Source organism: Hydrogenophaga sp. (assembly GCF_050250835.1).
In the GTDB taxonomy this organism is placed as follows: domain Bacteria; phylum Pseudomonadota; class Gammaproteobacteria; order Burkholderiales; family Burkholderiaceae_C; genus Hydrogenophaga.
Map to the genome: position 1 here is coordinate 1 of NZ_JBFWNX010000003.1, position 22,444 is coordinate 22,444.

The window sequence follows — 22,444 nt, forward strand, 5'->3', positions numbered from 1 at the left end:
CAGGCAGACACTCGCTGGCAAAACGACAAGCAAGCGGCGAGCAAGGCCCGGGCGCAACAGGACATTGAGAAACATGACAAACCCTCCGCTGGGGGCCTGCCTGTTTCAGATCGACTTCAGAGGCCCCCTTGTTGTGATGACCACGCAACCCGCTGAGGGGCTTTGTGCGCGTGGCACGCTTCAATCAAGCGAGGGATTCTCTACAGTGAGGTAGAAATGATTACTCAAAGGCACGGGCAACATCAAGACCGGAACCAACGGCGGCATCCCGGCCATGAATCACTTCACCTCCCGCGCGACGAAGGGATCAATCCGGCTGCTGTGCCACCCACTCCAGCAACGCATCCAGCGCCGGGCGCGCCGCCGGCGCGTTGGGGTGGTTGATGAAGCCAACGACGGCGTAGCGGGCGCCATTGACGGCGTTGACGTAGCCGGCGATGCCGGTCACGTCGCGCAGGGTGCCGGTCTTGATCCAGGCATTGCCGCGAGCAGCGCTGGAGGCGCTGCGGGCCAGGCGGGAAGCGGTGCCGTTGACGCCGGCCACTGAAAGTGACTGCACGAACTGTGCCCCCTGGGGATGCAGGGCGGCGTGCCGCAGCAGGCCGGCGAGCGATTCGGGGGTGATGCGTTCGTCCCGCGAGAGGCCGGAGCCATTGTCGAGCACGGGCGCGATGGCGCGCGGGCCGAAGGTGCGTTGCCACCACTCGGCCAGCACCTCGCGCGAACGCTCGAAGCGGCCGGGGCGCACCAGCGTCTGGCGATCGGCGATGGAGCCCTGCGACACGTAGTTCACCGGCGAGAGCTGTCCGAGCGTGAGAAACAACTGCTGCGCCATGACGTTGTTGCTCCACTGGTTCACGTCCACGATGATGTCGGACAGCGGCAGCGAGCGCGCCTCGTGCAGCAATTGCACACCAGGCGGGGTGAGGCCGGTGCGCACTTCGCCGGTGATGGAGCCTCCGGCTGCGCGCCACACGCCTTCCATGGCGCGGGCGGCGTAGCTGGCGGGCTCCTGGTAGGCCACGGGCCATTTGAGTTCACCGCAACTCTGGGGATAGCGGCCTTCGAAGCGGATGGTGTTGGCGTCGTCGAAGCGCGCCTGCAGGCCACTTCGCCAGTCGCCACAACCACCGGCGCGCGCCAGCGGCACGGTGGCGTCGATGGCCAGGCGTGCCATGGGGGGCTCGCTCAGCACACGGGCCACGCCGTTGGCCGGGTCGGGCTGGAACGTGAGGATGACCGACTTGAAGTTCACCAGCAAGGCATCGGGTGTGGCGTTGTATGGACGCAGGGCCTCGCCGTCGAAGGCGCCGGGGTCGATCACGGGCAGCTCGAACGCGCTGTGGTCCAGAACCATGTCGCCCAGGATCACGTTCACGCCCTGCGCCTGCAAGGCATAAAAAGCCTGCTGGATGCGTTCGAGCACGAACTTGGGGTCTCCGCCGCCGCGCACGTACAAGTTCCCGCGCAACACACCCTGCTCGACCAGGCCATCGGTGTAGAAGCGGGTGGCCCAGGTGAAATCGGGGCCGAGCATGTCGATGGCGGCATAGGTGGTCACCAGCTTCATGACCGATGCCGGGTTCACGGCGGTGTTGGCCCGATGGCGCAGGCGCTCGTGGCCGCCCGGTTCGATGGACACCACCAGCGTGGACAGCGCGCTCGGTGGCACCTGGGCGCGCTGCAACGCAGCGAGCACGGCCGGCGGCAACGGCTCGCCTCGGCCGGGCAATTGCGCGCAGGCGGGCAGGCTCAGCCCCGTCAGCAGGCCGAGGATCAGCGCGCGAAAGCGGCGTGGCAGGAAGGTGAAGCGATCAGTCAAGTGGGTGAGCGGCATGGCTGTTTCATTATGAGACGCGCGCGCGGCCTCAGGGAACCTACAGGCACACGATGAGGCTCAGGCGAGACAGACTGCCGCCCGACCGTGCAGACTGACACGGTGGCCGATAATGCCCGGATGCCCGAAACGAAGCGCCTGCTCGCCATTGAAACCAGCACCGACACGCTCTCGGTGGCCCTGGGTTCGGGTACGCCGGGCGGTGCGCTCTGGCAACACAGCGGACCGGGCGCAGCGCAGGCTTCGGCCACGCTGTTGCCGCTGGTGCGCGACCTGCTGGACCAGGCAGGCTGGCCACTCGCCAGCCTGGACGCGGTGGTGTTCGGCCGGGGGCCGGGCTCGTTCACCGGCCTGCGCACCGCTTGCGCCGTGGCCCAGGGCCTGGCCTTCGGCGCGCGCGCCGAAGGCGTGCCGGTGCTGCCCGTGGACACCTTGCTCGCGCTGGCTGAAGAAGCCCGCCACGCCCATCAGCAAATCGGCGAGTCCCTGCCCGGCGCCATCGTGGCGCTGCTCGACGCGCGCATGAACGAGTTGTACGTGACGCCGTACGCCTGCGACGCCGAGGGTTTGCGCGCCCTCGCCCCCGCGCGCCTGTGCGCACCGGCCGACCTGGCCGCCTACCTGGACGGCGTCCTGCCCGCCGGTGCGTCGCCACTGCTTGCTGGCAACGCCTTGCAGGCCTACCCGCAGCTCCTGGCCAACGTGCGCGGCGTGCACGCCCATGCCTTGCCCACCGCCAGCGCCTTGCTGCGGCTGGCGCCACGCCTGCTCGCCAGCGGGGCTGCCCTGGCCGCGCGCGACGCGCTGCCACTCTACGTGCGCGACAAGGTGGCCCGGACCACCGCCGAGCGCGAAGGCCTGCGCACCGCTGCCGCCACGGAGGCCGGCTCATGAGCGGCGCATGGAACGGCGGCGCCCTGGGGCTGGAGGGCGCGGGCGTCGAACTCCCGGCCTGGGCCAGCGGCCTGTGGCCGGGGCCATCGGTACCTCTGACCCGCCCGGGCACGACCACCCTGGCGGAACGCAGGGTGGCCTTCGAGCCCATGACCATGGCCGACCTCGACGCCGTGCACGCGCTGGAGACCAGCGCCTATGCCCACCCCTGGTCGCGCAAACATTTCCGGGACTCGCTGCAGGCGGGCTACCCGGCCGTGATGCTGCTGGGCGAACCGCTGCGGGGCGAAAACCCGACGGGGCTGCGCGCCGACGGGCGCCGCCTGCTCGGCTATCTGGTGGCCATGTCGGGCGTGGACGAGGTGCACCTGCTCAACATCACCGTGGCCCCTGCGCACCAGCGCCAGGGCTGGGCGCGCTTCATGCTCGATGCGCTGGCGCTGTGGTCGCGCGGCCAGCACGCGCACTGGCTCTGGCTCGAAGTTCGCGAGAGCAACCTGCCCGCGCGCCGCCTGTACGAGAGCCATGGCTTCACCCAGGTCGGGCTGCGCAAAGGCTACTACCCCACGGGACACATCCAGCGCGAGGACGCGGTGGTGATGAGCCTGCAGCTCGACGCACCTGCCACCGACCCGACATGAGCGAACCCTCCGACACCTCTTTCGTGCCGCAACTCGACGCGCGCCAGCGCGCCATGCTGGCCGAAATGGGTGTGCGCGTGTGGGCGCCCAAGCCCCGGTCGGCGGCGGTTGCAGCAGCGCCCGAGCCTTCCGTGGCGGCCGCCTCCGCCGTCACCCGAAGTGCGGCGCCCGCCGCACGCCCGTCTGCGCCACCGGCGACAGAAACGCCCCTGGCCCTGCGACCCGCGCGCGACGCCGGCGTGCAGAGCATGGACTGGGCCACCCTGCGCGAAACGGTGGCGGGCTGTGAAGCCTGCGGCCTGTGCAAGAGCCGCAAGAACACGGTGTTCGGCGTGGGCCATGAGCAGGCGGACTGGATGATCGTGGGCGAGGCGCCCGGCGAAAACGAGGACCTGCGGGGCGAACCCTTCGTGGGTGCGGCCGGGCAGTTGCTCGACAACATGCTGCACGCCGTGGGCCGCAGCCGCACCGGCCAGGGTGCGCAGGGCGCCTACATTGCCAACGTGCTCAAGTGCCGCCCGCCAGCCAACCGCAACCCTCATCCCGAAGAAGTGATGCAGTGCGAGCCCTATCTGGCGCGCCAGGTGGCGCTGATCCAGCCGCGCGTCATTGTCGCCATGGGGCGCTTCGCGGTGCAGTCGTTGCTCAAGACCACCGAGCCCATCGGCCGCCTGCGCGGGCGTGTACACCGCTACGAGGGCGTGCCAGTGATCGTGAGCTACCACCCCGCCTACTTGCTGCGCACCCCGGCCGACAAAGGCAAGGCCTGGGCCGACCTGTGCCTGGCGATGCAGACGCTGGAGGATGCCGCGTCCGCGACCTGAACCGGCCCGGGCGCGGTGACATAATCCCGCGCAATTCACCCCCGCACGGGCCGCAGGTGCCCGCAAACCCTCAGAAGAAAGCGTTGCCCATGATCGCAAGACGGTTGGTTCTCCTCGTGTTCGTTCTTCTCGCGGGGTGCGCCGGTACCGTGCCCCTGCAGCGCGGCCAGATCGACGCCCTTTCGCGCGACACGCGGCCCGCCGACCTCGAACAGATCCTGGGCAAAGCCACCTCCATCGCGCAGACCGACGTGCAAATGGGCAATCGCCAGTACAACGCACGCCGCTACCAGTTGCAGACCGGCACCCGCCAGGACATGACCATGGTCTGCACACCCGCTTGCTTTCCCATCATGATTACCGTGCCGGTGATGGTGGAGTACGTCGTGATCCAGCGTCTGCCCGGCAAGGAACTTCTCGCCTGGGGCACGCCGGAAGAACTCAGCAAGGATGCCGACATCGAAGTGAGCGCGCTCATGCCCACGGTCAAGCAGCGCCTGGAAGCCGCCGCTGCAGCCGCCGCCGCGAGCAAGAAGCCATGAGGCCCGCGTTTTCCTGGCGTGCAGCGGCCACGCTGCTGTTGCTCTCGATGCTCGCGGCCTGCGCAGGCCCGCAAATTTTTCAAGGCCAGCTCTCCTCGCTCGACAAAGGCCTGTCCACGCTCGAGGTGGAAACCCGCCTCACGCAGGCTCCGCTGGCGCGGCACCGGGTCGAGCTCGGCGCGCGCGTGTTCGAGATCCACGCCTACCGCCTCAACAACGGCCTGCAAATCGACCCTTACTACCTGGCCTACGAACAGCAACGTCTGGTGTATTGGGGCTACCTGAACGAGTTCCGGCGCCAGCCCGACCGCGACCTTTCCCAGGCGGTGGGCCAGGCGCAGGCGCCCTTGCAGGCGGCCATCAAGAAATAGCTGAATTCAACGCAGTGGGGGCCACAACGATCCAGCGCCGGGCCGCCCCAAGCTGGATCAGCCCCCCGGGGGGCAGCGACCCGCGCAGCGGTGGAGCGTGGGGGCCACAACGATCCAGCGCCGGGCCGTCCCAAGCTGGATCAGCCTCCCTCGGGGGGGCAGCGACCCGCGCAGCGGTGGAGCGTGGGGGCCACAACGATCCAGCGCCGGGCCGTCCCAAGCTGGATCAGCCCCCCCGGGGGGCAGCGACCCGCGCAGCGGTGGAGCGTGGGGGCCACAACACACTCGCGATGGCCACCATGATGAGGATCACGGCCGCCCAGTCCTGCCAGTGCAGCACCTCGCCGAGCCACAACGCGCCGCTGAACACGCCCAGCACGGGAATGAACATCACCGACAGCGTGGATGCGATCGGTGGCAGATCGCGCGCCAGCGTGAGCCAGGCCACCTGCGCGAAGGCGAACACGCCCAACGCGTTGTAGACGATCGCGCCCCACACCGGCAGCGTCGGCCAGGCCCAGGCCTCGCGTTCAAACAACATGGAGAGCAGGGTCATCCACACCATGGTGATCACCGTCATCCAGAACGAAATGGTGAGCGTGGATTCGGGCAATCGCGTGCGGCGCAGCATCTGCGTGCCCAGTGCCCATGCCAGGGCGGCCAGCAACATCATCGCCACACCCATAGGTCCGCCCGAGAGTTGCGTGATCTCGTGCCACAGCAGCAGCACCACACCAGTGCCTGCCGCCGCCACGCCACCCCAGGCGCGCCCGGGTAGCCATTGCCCGAACCACCAGGCGCCCACCATCGCAGAGAACACCGGCATGGTGTAGCCCAGGATCGCCGTTCGCCCGCCGGACAGCGTCTGCAGCGCCAGCATCACCAGCGTGTGCCAGATCAGCATGTTGAACAGGGTCAGCACGCCCACCTCACGCCAGTGCGCACGTTCGATGCGAAAAGGCACCCGCCGCCAGACCAGCACCAGCGCCAGAAACGGCAGGCCGATCCACATGCTGAGTGTGCGGAAGGTGAGCGGCGGGAAATCGGTCACGCCCAGTTTCATGATGGGCCAGTTGATGCCCCAGACCAGCGTGAGCAGCACGAGGACGATCAATTGCCGGCGGGAGAGGGCTTGCATGGGGGTGATCTTAGAGGCCGCAGCGCCGGGCCGCCCCAAGCAGGGCCAACCCCCCCGGGGGGCAGCGACCCGCGCAGCGGCGGAGCGTGGGGGCCACAGATCCAGCGCCGGGCCGCCCCAAGCAGGGCCACCCCCCCGGGGGGCAGCGACCCGCGCAGCGGCGGAGCGTGGGGGCCACAGATCCAGCGCCGGGCCGTCCCAAGCTGGATCAGCCCCCCCGGGGGGCAGCGACCCGCGCAGCGGTGGAGCGTGGGGGCCAACACCGCAAACTAGAATCGGCAGATGACTTTTCTCGACAAGCTGCGCAGCGCCGAGCGCCAGAACCGTTCCCTGCTGTGCGTGGGCCTGGACCCGGACCCCACCCGCTTCCCTGCTCACCTGAAAAACGACGCCAGCCGCATCTACGATTTCTGCGCTGCCATTGTCGAAGCCACGGCCGACACGGCCATCGCCTTCAAGCCCCAGATTGCCTACTTCGCGGCGCACCGCGCCGAAGCCCAGCTCGAGCGTCTGATGGAATTCATGCGAAACACGGCGCCACAGGTGCCGGTGATCCTGGATGCCAAGCGAGGCGATATCGGCAGCACCGCACAGCAATACGCCCTGGAAGCCTTCGAGCGCTATGGCGCCGACGCTGTAACGCTCTCGCCCTTCATGGGCTTCGATTCGGTGCAACCGTATCTGCAGTTCCACGGCAAGGGCGCGTTCCTGCTCTGTCGCACCTCCAACCCCGGTGGGGACGACCTGCAGAACCAGCGCCTGGCCTCGGTGGACGGACAGCCACTGTTGTTCGAACACGTGGCGCGCCTTGCCCAGGGACCCTGGAACCTCAATGGCCAGCTTGGCCTGGTGGTGGGCGCCACCTACCCGGCAGAAATCGAGCGCGTGCGAGAGATTGCACCCACGCTGCCGCTGCTGATTCCTGGCGTGGGCGCACAGGGCGGCGACGCCGTCGCCACCGTGAAAGCCGGCCTGCGCACACAGGGCGAGACCACCACGGGGTCGATCATCGTGAACTCCTCGCGCGCCATTCTGTATGCCTCCAGCGGTGCCGATTTTGCAGACGCTGCGCGCCGCGCCGCGCAGAAAACGCGGGACGAATTGCACGCCGCGCGCACCTGACTTTCGACCAGCGGCAGCCGCTCAACGCCGAGCGGCATGACCGTTCGGCGGCTGCCGCTGGCACGCCACAGCCACCTGTAACGACTTGAAAAGCGGCCATGTAACAAAAAGCGGCCACCTAGACTCGCGCTCGTCAAACTGAGGAGGAATCCCATGACGGACATCGAGTCGCCCCCGAAAAGCGATGGCGTGCAAGCGCCAGGACCTGCACCAGAGTCATTGAACCTGGCGCCATTGGCCACGGCGGCGGCCGCCGCGGCTCTTCTCGCCGCCTGCGGCGGCGGAGGCGGTGGTGGAGACACCGCAGAGGCACCACCCATCATTGGCGTGGTCGACTTCCCCACCAATGGCTTTTCGAATCCAGCGCCGACCTCGGACGCCGAAGCCGCGCGCTTCCTGCAGCAGGCGCAGTTCTCTTCCACCACGGCAGAGATCACGGAGTTGCGGGGCAACGGCAGCTACGCACAATGGCTGGCCAACCAGTTCGCCAACTACCGCAGCATCACCGGCTGGAACTGGCTGGAAGCGCGTGGCTACGGTGCGGTGGACACGAACCACTACTACTTCAACCACTACCCAGCGGACTTCATGATCTGGAACCAGCTGCTCAGCGGTCCGGACATGATGCGCAAGCGCGTGGCGCTGGCACTCTCCGAGTTCTTCGTCACCTCACTCACCACGGCCGAGTTCACCTGGCGCGCCCACGCCTACGCGAGCTGGTGGGACACGCTGATGCGAAACGCATTTGGCAACTACCGCCAGTTGCTGGAAGACGTGACACTGCATCCGGCCATGGGCTACTTTCTCAACACCAAGGGCAACCAGAAAGAGAACGTGTCCACCGGCCGCGTGCCCGACGAGAACTACTCGCGCGAGGTGATGCAGCTCTTCAGCCTGGGCGTGTACCAGCTCAACCTGGACGGCTCGGTGAAGACCAGCGGCGGCGTGCCGTTGGAGACCTACACGCAGGACGACGTGACCAACCTCGCGCGCGTGTTCACCGGCTATGACTTCGACCGCTCGGACAACATCCGCCACACGGTGCCGGGTGAGACCTACACCATCGAGTCCAAGGAGTTCGCGCGCAAGCCGATGTCGCTCAATGCGAGCCGACACTCCACGTTGGCCGCGACCTTCCTGGGCACCACCGTGCCGGCGAACACGCCTGGTCGCGAAGCGCTGCGAATCGCGCTGGACACGCTCTTCAACCACCCCAACGTCGGCCCCTTCTTCGCGCGTCAGATGATCCAGCGCCTGGTGACGAGCGACCCCAGCCCGGCCTACGTGGCGCGGGTGGCGGCTCGCTTCAACAACAACGGCTCCGGCGTTCGCGGCGACCTCAAGGCGGTCTGGGTCGCCATTTTGCTCGACGATGAAGCACGCGGCGCGGCGTCGTTGCAGAGCACCACTTTCGGCAAGCTGCGCGAACCCATGCTGCGTTTCGTGCAGTGGGCACGCACCTTTGGCGGCGCGTCGCTGGCCGGCAGCTGGAAAATTTTTGAACTGGTCAACCCGGCCAGCCAGATCGGCCAGAGCCCTTTGCGACCGCCCTCGGTGTTCAACTATTTCCGGCCCGGCTACGTGCCACCGGGCACCGCACTCTCGGCGTCCGGCGCCACCGCGCCAGAATTCCAGCTCGTGAACGAGACCTCGGTCGGCGGCTACCTCAACTTCATGCAGGGTGTCATCGAGCGCGGCATCAACTGCCCCAATCCGGGCGTGCCCTACGCCGCCTACAACAACTACGCCTACGACGTGGTCGCCAGCTACAGCCGTGAACTCGCGCTGGTGACCGATGCCACGGCCCTGGTGAACCACCTCGCGCTGGTGATGACGGCGGGCCAGCTTTCGGCCGCGACCCGGCAGGTGATGGTGACGGCACTGGACGCCACACCCGTGACCGCGAGCAGCACCGACACCGTCCGACGACGCCGAGTGTGGGCGGCGATCCTGATGATCATGGCTTCGGCCGAATACCTCATTCAGAAGTAAGGGGCACACCATGCACTTCATCCAGCCCGACAAACACACGCGCCGCGCCTTCCTGCGCCGTGCCGGCCAGCTCGCCTTCACGGGCGCGGCCCTGCCCACCGCCCTGAACCTGGCCGCCATGGCCGACGCTGCGGCGTTCGATGCCACCGACTACAAGGCCCTGGTGTGCGTGTTCCTCAACGGTGGCAACGACTACGCCAACACCGTCATCAACTACGACAACGCCAGCTACGACCAGTACAGCGCCATCCGGGGCGGTGGTGCAGGACGCACCGCAGGCGGCATTGCGCTGGCGCAAGCCGACCTCACGCCCACGCTGCTCAACCCGACCGTGGCGCTGCCTGGAGGAAAGCAGTACGCCATGCACCCCGCCATGACGGGTCTTGCCGGCCTGTTCAACAGCGGCGCAGCGGCGGTGCAGCTCAACGTGGGTCCGCTGGTGGTGCCCATCACGCGTCAGCAGTACCAGGGCAGCAACCGCACGCTCTATCCGATTCCGCCCAAGCTGTTCTCGCACAACGACCAGCAGTCGGTGTGGCAATCGTCGCAGCCAGAAGGGGCCACCACGGGCTGGGGCGGCCACATCGGCGATCTCGCGCTGTCCTCCAACACCAGCCGCGTGCTCACCTGCATTTCGGTCACGGGCAACACGGTGTTCCTTTCGGGCGACAGCGCGCTGTCCTACCAGGTCAGCACCGGCGGCGCGGTGAAGATCAACGCGCTCAACGGCAACGTCTACAACTCGGCCGCTGTGCGCGGCGCCATGACGCAACTCGCGCTGCAAACCCGCACGCACGTGCTGGAGAACGAATACAACCTCGTGACGGCGCGCGCCGTGGGCGCCGAAAGCGCCATCACCGCTGCGCTGGCCAGCTACCCGGCCAACGCCGCCGCGTTCAGCGCTTTCCCCACCGGCAACAACCTGGCCGACCAGCTCAAGCTGGTGGCGCGTCTTATTGCCGCACGCAACGATCTGGGCAACCGCCGCCAGGTGTTCTTCGTTTCGATGGGCGGCTTCGACCTGCACGACAACCTGATTTCGGGCCAGGCCACGCTGATGGGGCGCCTGAGCGCAGCGCTGACCGCCTTCCACGCCTCCACCGTGGCACTGGGCGTGGCCAACCAGGTGACCGCTTTCACCGCCTCGGACTTCGGGCGCACGCTCACCTCCAACGGCGACGGCTCCGACCATGGCTGGGGCAGCCACCACTTCATGGTGGGTGGCGCGGTGCGCGGCAAGGCCTTCTATGGCAAGGCCCCACCCGTGAGCGTGACGAACTCCGCCGTGGATGCCAACGACCAGTGGCACGTGGGCCAGGGCCGCCTGCTGCCCAGCACGTCGGTGGACCAGTACGCCGGCACCATGGCCACCTGGTTTGGTGTGCAGGGCGCCGAGATGAATGGCATCTTGCCGAACCTCACGAATTTCAACAGCGTCGACTACCCACGCGATCTCGGCTTCATGGCCTGAAGGAATTTCGCATCGGCGATAGGATGGCGCCTGGTTTTCAACAGGGCCCTCCATGATCGACCTCTACACCGCCGCCACACCCAACGGACACAAAGTGTCCATCGCGCTGGAAGAACTGGGCCTGCCCTACACGCTGAAGGTGATCGACCTCACCGCTGGTGAGCAGCGCACGCCAGCGTTCCTCGCCATCAACCCCAACGGGCGCATTCCCGCCATCGTCGATCGCGAGGCCGACGACTTCGCGGTGTTCGAGTCGGGCGCCTGCCTGATCTACCTGGCTGAAAAGACCGGCCGCCTCATGCCCTCCGACACCAAGGGCCGTTCGCGCGTGCTGCAATGGCTGATGTTCCAGATGGGCGGCATCGGTCCCATGATGGGCCAGGCCAATGTGTTCTTTCGCTACTTTCCCGAAAAGATTCCGGCCGCCATCGACCGCTACCAGGGCGAGTGCAAGCGACTCTTTCGCGTGCTCGACGGGCATCTGCAACACCACGAATACCTGGCTGGCGACTACTCCATCGCCGACATCGCCAACTGGGCCTGGGTGCGCACGCACCGCTGGTCGGGCGTGGAGATCGACGACCTGCCGCACCTCAAGCGCTGGCGCGACGCGATCCGGCAGCGAGCGGCCGTGCAGCGCGGTATTGAGCAACCGCCGTCGAAGGTGGATTTGACGCGCGACGGCGACGAGGGAGCCAGGCGGTTCTCTGAGGAAGCGCTCACGATGGTGGAAACCGGCCGGGGTGCGGCATGAGGCTCTATGTGGCGCCGCGTGCGCCGAACCCGCGCCGCGTGCAGATGTTCCTGGCCGAGAAGGGCATCCACCACATCGAACAGGTCAACGTCGATCTCAATGCCAACGAGCACAAGGCCGCCGAATTCCGGCAAAAGAGCGCTCTCGCGCGCGTGCCGGTGCTCGAGCTCGATGACGGCCGCATGCTCAGCGAGACGCGTGCGATCTGCACCTGGCTGGAAGGCCACTGGCCCACGCCCAACCTGATGGGCGAGGACGCCGACGAGCGTGCTTTCATTGAAATGGCCGATCGCCGCGTGGAGTGGTACTTCATGCTCCCACTGGCGAACTCGATCCGCCACACGCACCCGGGCCTGGCACCGCTGGAGCAACCGCAGATCGCCGAATTCGGCCAGTCACAACTGCCCAAGGCGATGGAAACCGCCACCTGGCTCGATGCCGAGTTGCAACGCCACGACTGGGTGGCGGGCGACCGATTCACCATCGCCGACATCACCGCCTTCTGCACAGTGGAATTTGCGCGACTCGTGCGCTTCAAGCCGTCTGAATCGGGCTTGCACGCACTGCAGGCCTGGCGCGACCGCGTGGCCGCCCGGCCTTCAGCGCTGTAAGGAAGCTCAGCGCCAGGGCGTGGAGGTCTGCTCCAGCGCTTCTTCCATCGCCGGCAAGGCCTGCAGCCCAGTATCCAGCCGCTGTTGCAAGCCCGCCTGCAGACCCGCCACGATGGTTGGCGCCAGCGTGGCAGGCGCGTGGGCCAGAAGACCCTGAGCGGTGCTGAGGTCGTTGAGCCCGCCGAGCAGAGCTTGCGCATCCACCAGGGCAGCGGCGCTGCGAGCCAGGCGCCTGGGAGCGACCAGGCTGCCCAGGAATTCCTGCGAGTAGCGCAGCTTCTTGAGCGCAATGCGCAATTCGTGCCGGCCTTCCGGCCCCAGGCGGCGGGCCATGCGGGCCTCGCGCCGCAAGCCCGCATGGCCTGCGCGCAGTGTGGCGTGCGCCCAGCGGGCCAGCCCCGCCTCGGGCCAAGGGGTGTTTGGCGGTGGATCGGCCGGCAGCAGGCTCAGCAACCCACGGGTGAAGGCCAGCAGGCGCAAGGCGTGCGCGCTGTCGCTGAGCGCTGTCGCGGCGCGCTCTCCGGCGGCGTGGCGTTCGGCGCCCACCCAGGCCAGCAAGTCGTCGACCTGTCCCGTGGACGCGGCATCGGGCGCCAGTTCCGACAACAGGCCGGGAAGCCATTCGGTGGCAAACACATCCCAGTTGCGCGCATCACCCAGCTGGTTGGCCAGCTGTTTCCACTCGCCGGCCCAGTGGCTGGCAAAGCGCTGCGGCAGGTGCGGCCGAAACAGCCTCAGGCCCGTGCGAAGGCGACGCAATGCCACTCGGGTCTGGTGCACGAATTCCGGATCGGGCGGCGAACCGTCTGCACCCCGCTGGCACACGCCGCCTTCGTTGGCCTGCAAGTGCGACAGGCAGCCAAGCGCGGCAGCACGGAAGGCCTGCACCGGGTGCATGCCGGGATCGAGCTGAAGCGGTGCGGCCTTTTGCGGCTGCGCCCGCTCGCCCATGAAAAGTGCGTAGCCCCGTTCGGCCTTGCTGCGGTTGGCCGGCAAAAGCCGCAACCCTTCGGCGGCACGACCTTTTGGCCCCAGGGCCAGCGTGTGTGCGAGGTCCAGCAGGGCATCCACCGGGCCCGACAGCAACTCCAGTTCGAGCTCCAGGATGGGCTGGCGCTGGCTGCCCGTGGCGATGAACCCCTGGTCCAGTGCCAGTTCCACTTGCGCAGCGCCATGCGTGATCAACCAGGTGCGTCGCGCGAAGTCGGTGCGGAACACGGGCACCAGTTGCCAGGCCACACCGCTGAGCAGTTGCACCAACGCCTCGTCGTCGACCAGGGCGGCGAAATCGAAGGCGCCGGGACGGCTGACGGCTTCCCATTCGCCGCGCCGTGAAAGGCCGCCCACAGAAACACCCGCGGTCTTCACCGTCAGCAGGGTGCGGCGGCCCACGCGGCGTTCGCGCACCGCCATGCGCTGAGCGCGTAGCGCCAGCGTGGAGGTGTCGAAATAGGTGTTGAGCAGTCGCTCGCGTCGGGGCGCTCGCGCGGCGAGCACCGGGTGGGCCAGCAGCCGCGGCAGGTCCTGCGGGTGCAGTTCGAGTTTGAGTTCGGTTTCCAGGGACATGGAGCGGGTGGCGAGCCGGGCAATGGGAATCGGGGAGTCTGCCAGCATGAAACGAATCGCACCACCTTGGCACCGTGACGGCACGCGATTACACCCTGTAACCGGCAGGTCAGGACCACCGCTCACAATGTCCAGAGTCCGGCCGCCAAGCCGGGATTCATCCCACGACACATTCCCATGATCACTTTCAAAACAGCGCAAGTTTCTGCCCTCGTTCTCGGACTGGCGCTGGCCCTGGGAGCAGCCTCCTCGTGGGCTGAAAAACCCGATTGGGCAGGCAAGCCGGGCAAAGGCGAGAAGCCCCCAAAGGAGCTTCGACACGACGACCGCGCGCCTGTGCGGGACGGCGGCCGTGATCGGGGTTCCTCTTCCTCCTCGAACGTCTCCATCCAGGTGCAGATTGGTGGTTACTTCGGCGAGCCCCAGCGCATGGCCGCGCGTGAGTACTACGCCCCGCGCTTCAAGGCCGGCAACTGCCCGCCGGGCCTGGCCAAGAAGAACAACGGCTGCATGCCACCGGGCCAGGCGAAGAAGTGGCAACTGGGTCGCCCGCTGCCGCACGACGTGGTGTATTACCCGGTGCCCAGCGGCGTCTCGATCCAGCTCGGGCTGCCGCCGGCGGGCCACAAATACGTGCGTGTGGCGGCCGACATCCTGCTCATCGCCATCGGCACCGGCATGGTGGTCGACGCGATCGAAGACCTGGGTCGCCTCTGACCACGCATGCAACGACCGCAAGCCGCGTGCAAGGGACTGCTGGCCGGGCTGCTGTGCCTGGCGGGCGCGGCGCGGGCCGATGAACCGCCTGCACCGGTGTCGCTGGACGCCAGTCGCGACTACCTGATCGGCGTCTCGGTGGTTTCGTCTGCCGCGCAGCTGGGCAGCGACACCGGCCAGAGCACACGCGCACGCCCGATGTGGGCCTTTCAACTGGGCCGTTTCCGGTTCGCCAGCTCGGGCGCCAGCGCCCTGCTCACCCAGGGCCGCCAGTCGGTCGACACCGGCGTGAGCACGGTGGTGGCAGGCAGCGATCGCTGGTCGATGAGCACGTCGCTGCGCATCGACGAAGGCCGATCCTGGGATGGTGATGCGCGACTGAACGGCCTGCCCGACGTCCGCGGCACGCTGCGCGGGCGCCTGACCGCCAACGTGGCGCTGGGCAAACGGTGGAGCGCTTCGGTGCGCGGCTCGCAAGACCTGCTCGGGCGCGAAGGTGGCCTGCGCATCGACAGTGGCCTGGGCTACCGGTATCCCATCTCGTCGCAGACGCATTGGGACCTGTCGCTGGGCGTGGGCTGGGCCAACGCCACCCACGCCAGAACCTACTACGGCATCGCACCCAGCGACGCCCAGGCCACCGGCTTGCCCGCCTACCGCCCCGGCGCGGGCTGGGACACGGCGTCCGTGGGCTGGCGCCTCACGTCGGCCCTGAACCGGCACTGGGTGATGTACGGTGGCGTCGGCGCCTCACAACTGCAGGGGGCGGCGGCACGCAGCCCCCTGGTGGGCCGGAAAACGGTCTACAGCGCCACGGTGGGGCTGGCGTACCGGAACCACTGAGCCCCTGGATCAGTTTGCGGTGACGCGCTCCAGCAAGCGCCGCAGGTAGTGCCCCGTGTGGCTGGCCGGGTTCGCCGCCACGTCTTCCGGCGTGCCTTGTGCCACCACCGTGCCACCGCCCGCGCCGCCTTCGGGACCCATGTCGATCACCCAGTCCGCCGTCTTGATGACGTCGAGGTTGTGTTCGATCACGACGATGGTGTTGCCGGCGTCGCGCAACTGGTGCAGCACTTTGAGCAGCAGCTCGATGTCTGCAAAGTGCAGGCCGGTGGTGGGCTCATCGAGGATGTAGAGCGTGCGGCCGGTGTCGCGTTTGGAGAGTTCCAGCGCAAGCTTGACGCGCTGTGCCTCGCCGCCCGAGAGCGTGGTGGCGCTCTGGCCAAGCTGGATGTAGGACAGGCCCACGTCCAGCAGGGTCTGCAGCTTGCGGTGCAGCGTGGGCACGGCGCTGAAGAAGGCGTGCGCCTGCTCCACGGTCATGTCCAGGATCTGCGCGATGTTGCGGCCCTTGTACTGCACGTCCAGCGTCTCGCGGTTGTAGCGCTGGCCATGGCAGACCTCGCAGGGCACGTAGACGTCGGGCAGGAAATGCATCTCCACCTTGACCACGCCGTCGCCCTGGCAGGCCTCGCAGCGGCCACCAGCGACGTTGAAGCTGAAGCGCCCGGGACCATAGCCGCGTTCGCGTGCAGTGGGCACTTCGGCCATGAGTTCGCGGATGCCTGTGAAGAGGCCGGTGTAGGTGGCCGGGTTGCTGCGAGGCGTGCGGCCGATGGGCGACTGGTCGACATTGATCACTTTGTCGAAATGCTCGATGCCTTCGATGGCGTCGTGCGCGGCGGGCTCTTCGTGCGAGCGGTACAGCGTCCGCGAGACCGCGGCATAGAGCGTGTCGTTGACCAGGGTGGATTTACCGGAACCGGAGACGCCTGTGACGCAGGTGAGCAGGCCGACCGGAAACGCCACGCTCACGCCCTGGAGGTTGTGGCCGGTGCCATTGACCACACGGATTTCCTGCAATGCGCCCAACGTGGCCTGGTGTGCGGCCTCGCGCGCAGCGCGCCGCTCGGCCGCCGGGCTGGGTGGGAAGCGGGGCTTGGGCGGGGAAGCCATGCCGGCCTGGTGAACCACCGGCAGCCAGGGCGTTCGGCGCTCAGGCACGGGAATGCACCGCGTGCCACTGAGGTATTGACCAGTGAGCGAGTCGGGCGCGGCCATCACGTCGGCGCAACTGCCCTGTGCCATCACACGACCGCCATGCACGCCCGCGCCGGGGCCCATGTCGATCACGTGATCGGCGGTGCGGATCATGTCTTCGTCGTGCTCGACCACCAGCACCGTATTGCCCAGGTCGCGCAGGTGTTGCAGGGTGCCGATCAGGCGGTCGTTGTCGCGCTGGTGCAGGCCGATGCTGGGTTCATCGAGCACGTACATCACCCCCGTGAGGCCGCTGCCGATCTGGCTGGCCAGGCGGATGCGCTGCGCCTCGCCACCAGACAGCGTGTCGGCACTGCGGTCCAGGCTGAGGTAGTTCAGACCGACATCGTTGAGGAACTTCAGGCGCTGTCGGATTTCGTTGATCACACGCGCCGCGATATCGGCCTTGGCACCCTTCAGCTCCAGTTTCTGGAAGTACGCCAGCGCCTCGCCCAGCGTGACGTGGCTGATGTTGTAGATGGGCTGCTTCTGTTCGCCTGCGCCCACGAACACATGGCGCGCCTCACGACGCAGACGCGAGCCACCGCACTCAGGACACGGCTGCACGGCGCGGTAGCGCGCCAGCTCCTCGCGCACCGCCACGCTGTCGGTTTCGCGGTAGCGGCGTTCAAAGTTGCGGATGATGCCTTCGAAGGCGTGCTTCCTGGTGATGCGCTTGCCCGCGCGCTCGCCCGATTCCAGTGCGTAGCTGAACTTCACCTCTTCCTCGCCAGAGCCGTACAGCAGCACCTGCCGCACGGCCTGCGGCAGCGCTTCCCAGGGCGCGTCGGCGTCGAACCGGTAGTGCGCCGCCAGGCTTTCGATCAGGGAGAAGTAATAGCCGTTGCGCCGGTCCCAGCCCTTGATGGCGCCGCTGGCCAGGCTCAAGCTCGGGAAGCCCACCACGCGCGCCGGGTCGAAGAACTCGGTGTGGCCCAGGCCATCGCACGTGGGGCAAGCGCCCATGGGTGAATTGAAGGAGAACAGACGCGGCTCCAGCTCGCCCACGGTGTAGTGGCACAGCGGGCAGGCGAAGCGTGCGGAGAAGGTGTGCTCATGCGGTTGCGTCGTGGTGCCTTCATCGCCGTCCATTTCCATGGCGATGGCCTTGCCATCGGCCAGACGCAGCGCCGCCTCGAAACTTTCCGCGAGCCTTTGCCGCAGCGGATTGACGCCTTCGTCTTCGTCATCGGCGCGAACCTTGATGCGGTCAATCACGACGTCGATGTTGTGCTTCTCGGTCTTCTTCAGCGCAGGCAGCGCATCGAACTCGAGCACCGTGCCATCGACGCGAAAGCGCACGTAGCCCTGGGCCTGCATGTCGGCAAACAGCTCGACGAACTCGCCCTTCTTCTCTCGCGCCACAGGCGCCAGGATCATCAGCCGCGTGCCTTCAGGCAGGGCCAGCACGGTGTCGACCATCTGCGCCACGCTCTGCGAGGTGAGCGGCACGTCGTGGTCGGGGCAGTGCGGCGTGCCCGCGCGCGCGAACAGCAGGCGCAGGTAGTCGTGAATCTCGGTGACCGTGCCCACGGTGGAGCGCGGGTTGTGGCTGGTGGCCTTCTGCTCGATGGCGATCGCCGGCGACAGGCCTTCGATCAGGTCCACGTCGGGTTTGTCCATGAGCTGCAGGAACTGGCGTGCGTAGGCCGAAAGACTCTCCACATAGCGGCGCTGGCCCTCGGCATACAGCGTGTCGAACGCCAGACTGGACTTGCCCGAGCCCGACAGCCCCGTGACCACCACCAGAGAGTGCTTGGGGATGTCGAGGTCGATGTTCTTGAGGTTGTGCGTGCGAGCACCACGCACCGACAGAAAGGCGCTGGCGTGGCGCAGCGCCGGGGCCAGATCGGTGAGGTTCAGGGCCGGGGGCAGATTCTGGTTCAAGGCGCGCTCGGGGGTGTTCAGGGCAACCCGACATGATAAGCCGCGCTGTGTTTTCGTGCGACCCGGCCGGGTACGCCCGACGCTTTCGCTGACAATACCGGTCTCCCCGCACCCTGCCGCTCCGTCTTGTCGTCTCCCCCGTCCTCTCTCACCTCCGTCCCCGCGCACGAAGCGAGCGCTGCCACGCGCATGACGCCCGCCGAACGGCGCGCCAGTGGGGCGCTGGCCTCCATCTACGCGCTGCGCATGCTGGGCCTGTTCCTGGTGTTGCCGGTGTTCGCCCTGCAGGCCCGCCACTACCCCGGTGGGGACGATCCCGCCCTGGTGGGCCTGGCCATGGGCATCTACGGCCTCACGCAGGCGCTGCTGCAAGTGCCACTGGGCATGGCCTCGGACCGCCTGGGCCGCAAGCCGGTGATTCTGGCCGGGCTGGCGCTGTTCGCGCTGGGCAGCCTGCTCGCAGCCTGGGCGCCCACGCTGCACTGGCTGGTGGCCGGGCGCGCGCTGCAAGGCGCGGGCGCCATCTCGGCGGCGGTCACGGCCTTGCTGGCCGACCTCACGCGCGACCAGGTGCGCACCAAGTCGATGGCGCTGGTGGGCATCAGCATCGCGCTCATGTTCGCGCTCTCGCTGGTGCTCGCGCCGCTGCTGGTGCCCCACATCGGCCTGGCCGGCCTCTTCGCCCTCACCGCAGCGCTCGCGCTCGCCGGCATGGCGGTGGTGGCCTGGGTGGTGCCGCCCGAGCCACCGCTGCCAAAGGCCGCTGGCCGGAGTGGATTGCGCGAGGTGCTGGCCCATGCCGAGCTGCTGCGCGTGGACCTCGGCGTGTTCGTGCTGCATGCAGTGCAGATTGCCATGTGGATGGCCGTGCCCGCGCTGCTGGTGGAAACCGGCGTGCCCACGGCCGAGCACTGGAAGATCTACCTTCCCGCCGTGCTCGCTTCGCTGCTGATCATGGGCGGCCTGCTGTTCCGCCTGGAGCGCATGGGCCATTTCAAGGCGGTGTACCTGGGTTCGATTGCGCTCATCGCCCTGGTGCAACTGGGCTTCCTGCTCAGCCTGCAGGCGCCATCGCTGTGGCTGGCAGCGCTGCTGCTGTGTCTCTACTTCGTGGGCTTCAACACCCAGGAGGCCAGCCAGCCCAGCCTGGCATCGCGCCTGGCCGAGCCGCGCCAGCGGGGTGCGGCACTGGGCGTCTACAACACGCTCATGTCGCTTGGCATCTTTGCCGGCGGCAGCCTGGGAGGCGTGGTGGTCAAGGCCTGGGGCAGTGCGGGCATCTTCACCGCCAGCGCCCTGCTGATGGGCCTGTGGCTCTGCACCGCCTGGGGCATGAAAGCAACATCGAACGGGCGCGGCGGGAGCGAACCGTCCTAGGGTTTGTCAGCCGGGGGGTCTCCCCCGGAATGATCGGACACCGGCGTTGTTGGCTCCGCCTTCGGAGGGACATCCGACCGAGCCAGCGCGTTGATCATCAAGGTCGACAAGGCCGTGTAAAGCGGGCGGCTGAGCAGGCGAGCGATCAGGCTGGCCAGCATGGCGCCCGCCATCAGGCTGAGCACCATCGAACGGCCGTTGATCATCTCCATCACGATGATGAAAGAGGTCAGCGGCGCCTGCGTGGTGGCTGCGAGAAAGGCCGCCATGCCCAGCGCGATGAGACTGGGCGCGATCGCAGTGGTGTTGGAGCCACCGAAAATCTGCGCCACATCGTGGCCAATGCCTCCCCCTATGGACAGCGAGGGCGCAAAGATGCCGCCAGGTACACCACTCCAGGTGGTCAGCCAGGTGGCCACCAGCTTGAGCAACACATACAGGCGCGAGACGTCGCTGTCGCCAGCCAGCATGGCGCGCACCTCTTCGGCGCCGGCACCAAATGTGGCGCCGCCGCTGACCAGCCCGATGACGGCCACCGCGAGCCCGGCTCCGGCGGCGAAGCGCACCGGAAAGCGCCGCCGGAATGCGCTGAATCGATCGGGCAAGCCCTCCAGTGAGGCGGCCAGGAGCCTGCTGAACAGTCCGCCCAGCACGCCAGAGATGATGACCACCACCAGACCAGGCAGAAACGCGCCCCAGCTCAGGCGGGGCACCTCGATGGAGCCGAAGTAGGTCAGGTTGCCGAAGAAGGAAATGCCGACCAGACCTGCCACCACGATGGCGGCGATGATGAGGCCGTTGTTGCGCGATTCCATCTTCTTGGAGAGTTCCTCGATGGCAAATACCACGCCGGCCAGAGGCGCGTTGAAGGCTGCAGCAATGCCGGCTGCGCCGCCAGCCACCAGCAATGCGTGGTCGTTCATGGCAGAACCTGGCCTCAGCCAGCGGCGGGCATCGTGCATCACCCCGGCTGCGATCTGCACCGAGGGACCCTCGCGGCCCGCCGACAACCCCGCCAGCATGCTGCCCGCACCCAGTGCCATCTTGGCCAGCGTCAGCCTGAGCGACACGAGGTGGCGCCTGGACTGCTTCGACACACGCGGATCGATCGCGGCAATCACCTGCGGAATGCCCGATCCGGAAGCGCCAGGGAAGAAGCGCCGCGTACACCAGACGATCAGCGCGGTGAGGCAGGGCGTCCAGATGAGCACAGCCCAGGGTGCCACCGTGTGCAGGTGTTTGAACCATTCGAACGCGGTTTCGCTGAGGTAGGTGAAAGCGACCACGAACAGGCCAGCGATCACCGCATATCCCAGAACAATGGTTCGGTCCAGCCAGGCCCGTCCGTCCTTGATTTCGTCCTGGAGATTCTGGAAAAAGTCTGGCTCGCGTTGTTTCATACTCCCCGCATTATTCCCCCTGACGAATCCGGGCGGCCGACAAAGCGGCTTGCGGCACAATGTCAGGTCGTTTTGCGGCTGCGCCCACCAGGGGTCGCCGCGCCCACCTCAGGACACCACCATGGCATCTGTCAACAAAGTCATCCTCGTCGGCAACTGTGGCCGCGACCCCGAGATCCGCTACCTGCCCTCGGGCGGTGCCGTGGCGAACATCAGCATCGCCACCACCAGCCGCCGCAAGGACCGCAACTCCGGCGAGTTCATCGAAGAGACCCAGTGGCACCGCGTCACCTTCTTCGAACGTCTGGCCGAGATCGTGGGCGAATATGTGAAAAAAGGCACCCCCATCTACGTCGAAGGCCGCCTGACCTACCGCAAGTACACCGACAAGGACGGCATCGAGAAAAACGCCACCGACATCATCGCCAGCGAAATGCAGCTGCTGGGTAGCCGCCAGGGCATGGGCGGCCCCGGTGGTGACGAAGGTGGCGGTGGCGGCGGTGGTGGCAACTACTCGCGCCCCGCGGCGGCCCCGCGTGCGGCCGCGCCCACCGCGCCGCGCCAGGCCCCGGCAGCCGCACCGGCTCGCCAGTCCAGCGGTTTCGACGACATGGACGACGACATTCCGTTCTGATCCGTCCGCCTTTCCTGCCAAAGCCCGCCGCCCTACAGGCCGCGGGCTTTCTTCATGGTGGGTTCAGTGGGCGTACGACAGCGGCAGTGCGGTCGTCAGCTTGAGCTCTTCCATGGCGAAACTGGAGCTCACGTCGTGCAGACGTGTGCCGTCCGTCAGGCGTTTGTAGACGCGGTCGTAGGCGGCGATGTCCGGCACCACCACGCGCAGCAGGTAGTCCACGTCGCCACTCATGCGATAGAACTCCACCACCTCGGGAATGGCCTGCACCGTGGCGCGAAACTGCTCGAACCAGGCCTGCGTGTGGGTGCTGGTGCGCACCGAGACGAAAACCGTCACGCCCACGTTGACCTTCTGCGGATCGACCAGGGCCACCTGGCGTGTGATGACGCCCGCCTCCTTGAGCCGCTGAATGCGCCGCCAGCAGGGCGTGGCCGACAGGCCAACCTGTGCCGCAATCTGGGCCACCTGCTGCTCTGCATCGCGCTGCAGGATGTCCAGGATGCGCACGTCGATGGAATCCAGTTTCATGAATCACATGATAGTTGGAATTGAATGCCTTAATTCATCTGATTCTTCGAACAGAAGGCAAGCGCATTGCGCCAGGCGCCCCGGACAATTCCGGC

The 22,444-nt window shown here is 67.3% G+C and carries 20 protein-coding genes; 14 read left to right on the plus strand and 6 right to left on the minus strand.

All coding sequences use genetic code 11. The annotated features are described in order from the left end of the window. Positions 1 to 307: 307 nt before the first annotated feature. Entirely contained in the window at positions 308 to 1,837 is a 1,530-nt protein-coding gene (gene dacB / locus AB7F11_RS05135) for a D-alanyl-D-alanine carboxypeptidase/D-alanyl-D-alanine endopeptidase (protein ID WP_428289970.1), read from the minus strand. A gap of 120 nt (positions 1,838 to 1,957) precedes the next feature. Between dacB and tsaB the strand changes: the two genes are divergently transcribed. The 5 genes from tsaB to AB7F11_RS05160 all read left to right on the plus strand — a co-directional run bounded on the left by tsaB (position 1,958) and on the right by AB7F11_RS05160 (position 5,109). Next, positions 1,958 to 2,731 carry a tRNA (adenosine(37)-N6)-threonylcarbamoyltransferase complex dimerization subunit type 1 TsaB gene (gene tsaB, locus AB7F11_RS05140; RefSeq protein ID WP_428289969.1) on the plus strand — a complete coding sequence of 258 codons (774 nt, stop codon included), beginning with the start codon at positions 1,958 to 1,960 and terminating at the stop codon, positions 2,729 to 2,731. A gap of 149 nt (positions 2,732 to 2,880) precedes the next feature. Continuing rightward, positions 2,881 to 3,372, plus strand: coding sequence for a ribosomal protein S18-alanine N-acetyltransferase (rimI, locus tag AB7F11_RS05145; RefSeq protein WP_428289974.1), 492 nt, complete (start codon positions 2,881 to 2,883; stop codon positions 3,370 to 3,372). After that, positions 3,369 to 4,196 carry a uracil-DNA glycosylase gene (locus AB7F11_RS05150; RefSeq protein WP_428289968.1) on the plus strand — a complete coding sequence of 276 codons (828 nt, stop codon included), beginning with the start codon at positions 3,369 to 3,371 and terminating at the stop codon, positions 4,194 to 4,196. The genes rimI and AB7F11_RS05150 overlap by 4 nt, the downstream gene beginning before the upstream one ends. Positions 4,197 to 4,312: 116 nt before the next feature. Then, positions 4,313 to 4,738 (plus strand): hypothetical protein, encoded by a 426-nt coding sequence (locus AB7F11_RS05155; RefSeq protein WP_428289967.1) that lies wholly within the window; start codon positions 4,313 to 4,315, stop codon positions 4,736 to 4,738. Continuing rightward, positions 4,735 to 5,109: a hypothetical protein gene (locus AB7F11_RS05160; protein ID WP_428289966.1), complete on the plus strand. Its 375-nt coding sequence runs from the start codon at positions 4,735 to 4,737 to the stop codon at positions 5,107 to 5,109. Before AB7F11_RS05155 ends, AB7F11_RS05160 begins: the two co-directional genes overlap by 4 nt. A gap of 226 nt (positions 5,110 to 5,335) precedes the next feature. Here the strand turns inward: AB7F11_RS05160 and AB7F11_RS05165 are convergent, their stop codons facing one another. Further along, the gene (locus AB7F11_RS05165) at positions 5,336 to 6,247 is read right to left on the minus strand and encodes a DMT family transporter (RefSeq protein ID WP_428289965.1); all 912 of its coding nucleotides are present in this window, start codon (positions 6,245 to 6,247) and stop codon (positions 5,336 to 5,338) included. A gap of 282 nt (positions 6,248 to 6,529) precedes the next feature. Here AB7F11_RS05165 and pyrF point away from each other — a divergent pair, with 282 nt between their 5' ends. The 5 genes from pyrF to AB7F11_RS05190 all read left to right on the plus strand — a co-directional run bounded on the left by pyrF (position 6,530) and on the right by AB7F11_RS05190 (position 12,197). Continuing rightward, entirely contained in the window at positions 6,530 to 7,369 is an 840-nt protein-coding gene (gene pyrF, locus AB7F11_RS05170) for an orotidine-5'-phosphate decarboxylase (protein ID WP_428289964.1), read from the plus strand. 153 nt (positions 7,370 to 7,522) lie between these two features. Further along, positions 7,523 to 9,361, plus strand: a complete 1,839-nt coding sequence (locus AB7F11_RS05175) for a DUF1800 domain-containing protein (RefSeq protein ID WP_428289963.1) — start codon at positions 7,523 to 7,525, stop codon at positions 9,359 to 9,361. Positions 9,362 to 9,371: 10 nt separating this feature from the next. Beyond that, positions 9,372 to 10,832, plus strand: a complete 1,461-nt coding sequence (locus AB7F11_RS05180) for a DUF1501 domain-containing protein (RefSeq protein WP_428289962.1) — start codon at positions 9,372 to 9,374, stop codon at positions 10,830 to 10,832. Positions 10,833 to 10,884: 52 nt separating this feature from the next. Beyond that, the gene (locus AB7F11_RS05185) at positions 10,885 to 11,586 is read left to right on the plus strand and encodes a glutathione S-transferase family protein (RefSeq protein WP_428289961.1); all 702 of its coding nucleotides are present in this window, start codon (positions 10,885 to 10,887) and stop codon (positions 11,584 to 11,586) included. Then, positions 11,583 to 12,197, plus strand: a complete 615-nt coding sequence (locus AB7F11_RS05190; RefSeq protein ID WP_428289960.1) for a glutathione S-transferase family protein — start codon at positions 11,583 to 11,585, stop codon at positions 12,195 to 12,197. Before AB7F11_RS05185 ends, AB7F11_RS05190 begins: the two co-directional genes overlap by 4 nt. Positions 12,198 to 12,203: 6 nt before the next feature. Here AB7F11_RS05190 and AB7F11_RS05195 read toward each other — a convergent pair whose 3' ends face one another. Next, positions 12,204 to 13,811, minus strand: a complete 1,608-nt coding sequence (locus AB7F11_RS05195) for a CHAD domain-containing protein (RefSeq protein ID WP_428289959.1) — start codon at positions 13,809 to 13,811, stop codon at positions 12,204 to 12,206. Positions 13,812 to 13,940: 129 nt separating this feature from the next. On the opposite strand from AB7F11_RS05195, the gene AB7F11_RS05200 reads away from it, so the two are divergent. Both AB7F11_RS05200 and AB7F11_RS05205 read left to right on the plus strand, forming a co-directional pair. Further along, complete coding sequence (locus AB7F11_RS05200; protein WP_428289958.1) at positions 13,941 to 14,480, plus strand: hypothetical protein; 540 nt, start codon at positions 13,941 to 13,943, stop codon at positions 14,478 to 14,480. Positions 14,481 to 14,486: 6 nt separating this feature from the next. Beyond that, the gene (locus tag AB7F11_RS05205; RefSeq protein ID WP_428289957.1) at positions 14,487 to 15,323 is read left to right on the plus strand and encodes a MipA/OmpV family protein; all 837 of its coding nucleotides are present in this window, start codon (positions 14,487 to 14,489) and stop codon (positions 15,321 to 15,323) included. Positions 15,324 to 15,332: 9 nt separating this feature from the next. Here the strand turns inward: AB7F11_RS05205 and uvrA are convergent, their stop codons facing one another. After that, positions 15,333 to 18,383 carry an excinuclease ABC subunit UvrA gene (gene uvrA / locus AB7F11_RS05210; RefSeq protein ID WP_428289973.1) on the minus strand — a complete coding sequence of 1,017 codons (3,051 nt, stop codon included), beginning with the start codon at positions 18,381 to 18,383 and terminating at the stop codon, positions 15,333 to 15,335. Positions 18,384 to 18,596: 213 nt separating this feature from the next. Here uvrA and AB7F11_RS05215 point away from each other — a divergent pair, with 213 nt between their 5' ends. Further along, positions 18,597 to 19,784 (plus strand): MFS transporter, encoded by a 1,188-nt coding sequence (locus AB7F11_RS05215; protein ID WP_428289956.1) that lies wholly within the window; start codon positions 18,597 to 18,599, stop codon positions 19,782 to 19,784. On the opposite strand, the gene AB7F11_RS05220 is transcribed toward AB7F11_RS05215, so the two are convergent. Further along, a complete protein-coding gene (locus AB7F11_RS05220; RefSeq protein ID WP_428289955.1) occupies positions 19,781 to 21,184 on the minus strand; it encodes a chloride channel protein in 1,404 nt (467 codons plus the stop codon). The genes AB7F11_RS05215 and AB7F11_RS05220 overlap by 4 nt on opposite strands. Positions 21,185 to 21,305: 121 nt before the next feature. Between AB7F11_RS05220 and ssb the strand changes: the two genes are divergently transcribed. After that, on the plus strand, positions 21,306 to 21,818 hold the full coding sequence (gene ssb / locus AB7F11_RS05225) for a single-stranded DNA-binding protein (protein ID WP_428289954.1): 513 nt from the start codon (positions 21,306 to 21,308) through the stop codon (positions 21,816 to 21,818). 63 nt (positions 21,819 to 21,881) lie between these two features. Here the strand turns inward: ssb and AB7F11_RS05230 are convergent, their stop codons facing one another. Next, positions 21,882 to 22,349: an Lrp/AsnC family transcriptional regulator gene (locus AB7F11_RS05230; protein ID WP_428289953.1), complete on the minus strand. Its 468-nt coding sequence runs from the start codon at positions 22,347 to 22,349 to the stop codon at positions 21,882 to 21,884. Positions 22,350 to 22,444: the final 95 nt, after the last annotated feature.

Coding starts and splice junctions, on each gene's coding strand:
- AB7F11_RS05215 (WP_428289956.1), top strand. CDS start 18,597: ATGACGCCCGCCGAACGGCGCGCCAGTGGGGCGCTGGCCTCCATCTAC.
- AB7F11_RS05180 (WP_428289962.1), top strand. CDS start 9,372: ATGCACTTCATCCAGCCCGACAAACACACGCGCCGCGCCTTCCTGCGC.
- dacB (WP_428289970.1), bottom strand. CDS start 1,837: ATGCCGCTCACCCACTTGACTGATCGCTTCACCTTCCTGCCACGCCGC.
- tsaB (WP_428289969.1), top strand. CDS start 1,958: ATGCCCGAAACGAAGCGCCTGCTCGCCATTGAAACCAGCACCGACACG.
- AB7F11_RS05195 (WP_428289959.1), bottom strand. CDS start 13,811: ATGCTGGCAGACTCCCCGATTCCCATTGCCCGGCTCGCCACCCGCTCC.
- AB7F11_RS05230 (WP_428289953.1), bottom strand. CDS start 22,349: ATGAAACTGGATTCCATCGACGTGCGCATCCTGGACATCCTGCAGCGC.
- AB7F11_RS05160 (WP_428289966.1), top strand. CDS start 4,735: ATGAGGCCCGCGTTTTCCTGGCGTGCAGCGGCCACGCTGCTGTTGCTC.
- AB7F11_RS05190 (WP_428289960.1), top strand. CDS start 11,583: ATGAGGCTCTATGTGGCGCCGCGTGCGCCGAACCCGCGCCGCGTGCAG.
- AB7F11_RS05150 (WP_428289968.1), top strand. CDS start 3,369: ATGAGCGAACCCTCCGACACCTCTTTCGTGCCGCAACTCGACGCGCGC.
- AB7F11_RS05200 (WP_428289958.1), top strand. CDS start 13,941: ATGATCACTTTCAAAACAGCGCAAGTTTCTGCCCTCGTTCTCGGACTG.
- AB7F11_RS05220 (WP_428289955.1), bottom strand. CDS start 21,184: ATGAAACAACGCGAGCCAGACTTTTTCCAGAATCTCCAGGACGAAATC.
- AB7F11_RS05185 (WP_428289961.1), top strand. CDS start 10,885: ATGATCGACCTCTACACCGCCGCCACACCCAACGGACACAAAGTGTCC.
- AB7F11_RS05165 (WP_428289965.1), bottom strand. CDS start 6,247: ATGCAAGCCCTCTCCCGCCGGCAATTGATCGTCCTCGTGCTGCTCACG.
- AB7F11_RS05205 (WP_428289957.1), top strand. CDS start 14,487: ATGCAACGACCGCAAGCCGCGTGCAAGGGACTGCTGGCCGGGCTGCTG.
- AB7F11_RS05175 (WP_428289963.1), top strand. CDS start 7,523: ATGACGGACATCGAGTCGCCCCCGAAAAGCGATGGCGTGCAAGCGCCA.
- pyrF (WP_428289964.1), top strand. CDS start 6,530: ATGACTTTTCTCGACAAGCTGCGCAGCGCCGAGCGCCAGAACCGTTCC.
- rimI (WP_428289974.1), top strand. CDS start 2,881: ATGACCATGGCCGACCTCGACGCCGTGCACGCGCTGGAGACCAGCGCC.
- ssb (WP_428289954.1), top strand. CDS start 21,306: ATGGCATCTGTCAACAAAGTCATCCTCGTCGGCAACTGTGGCCGCGAC.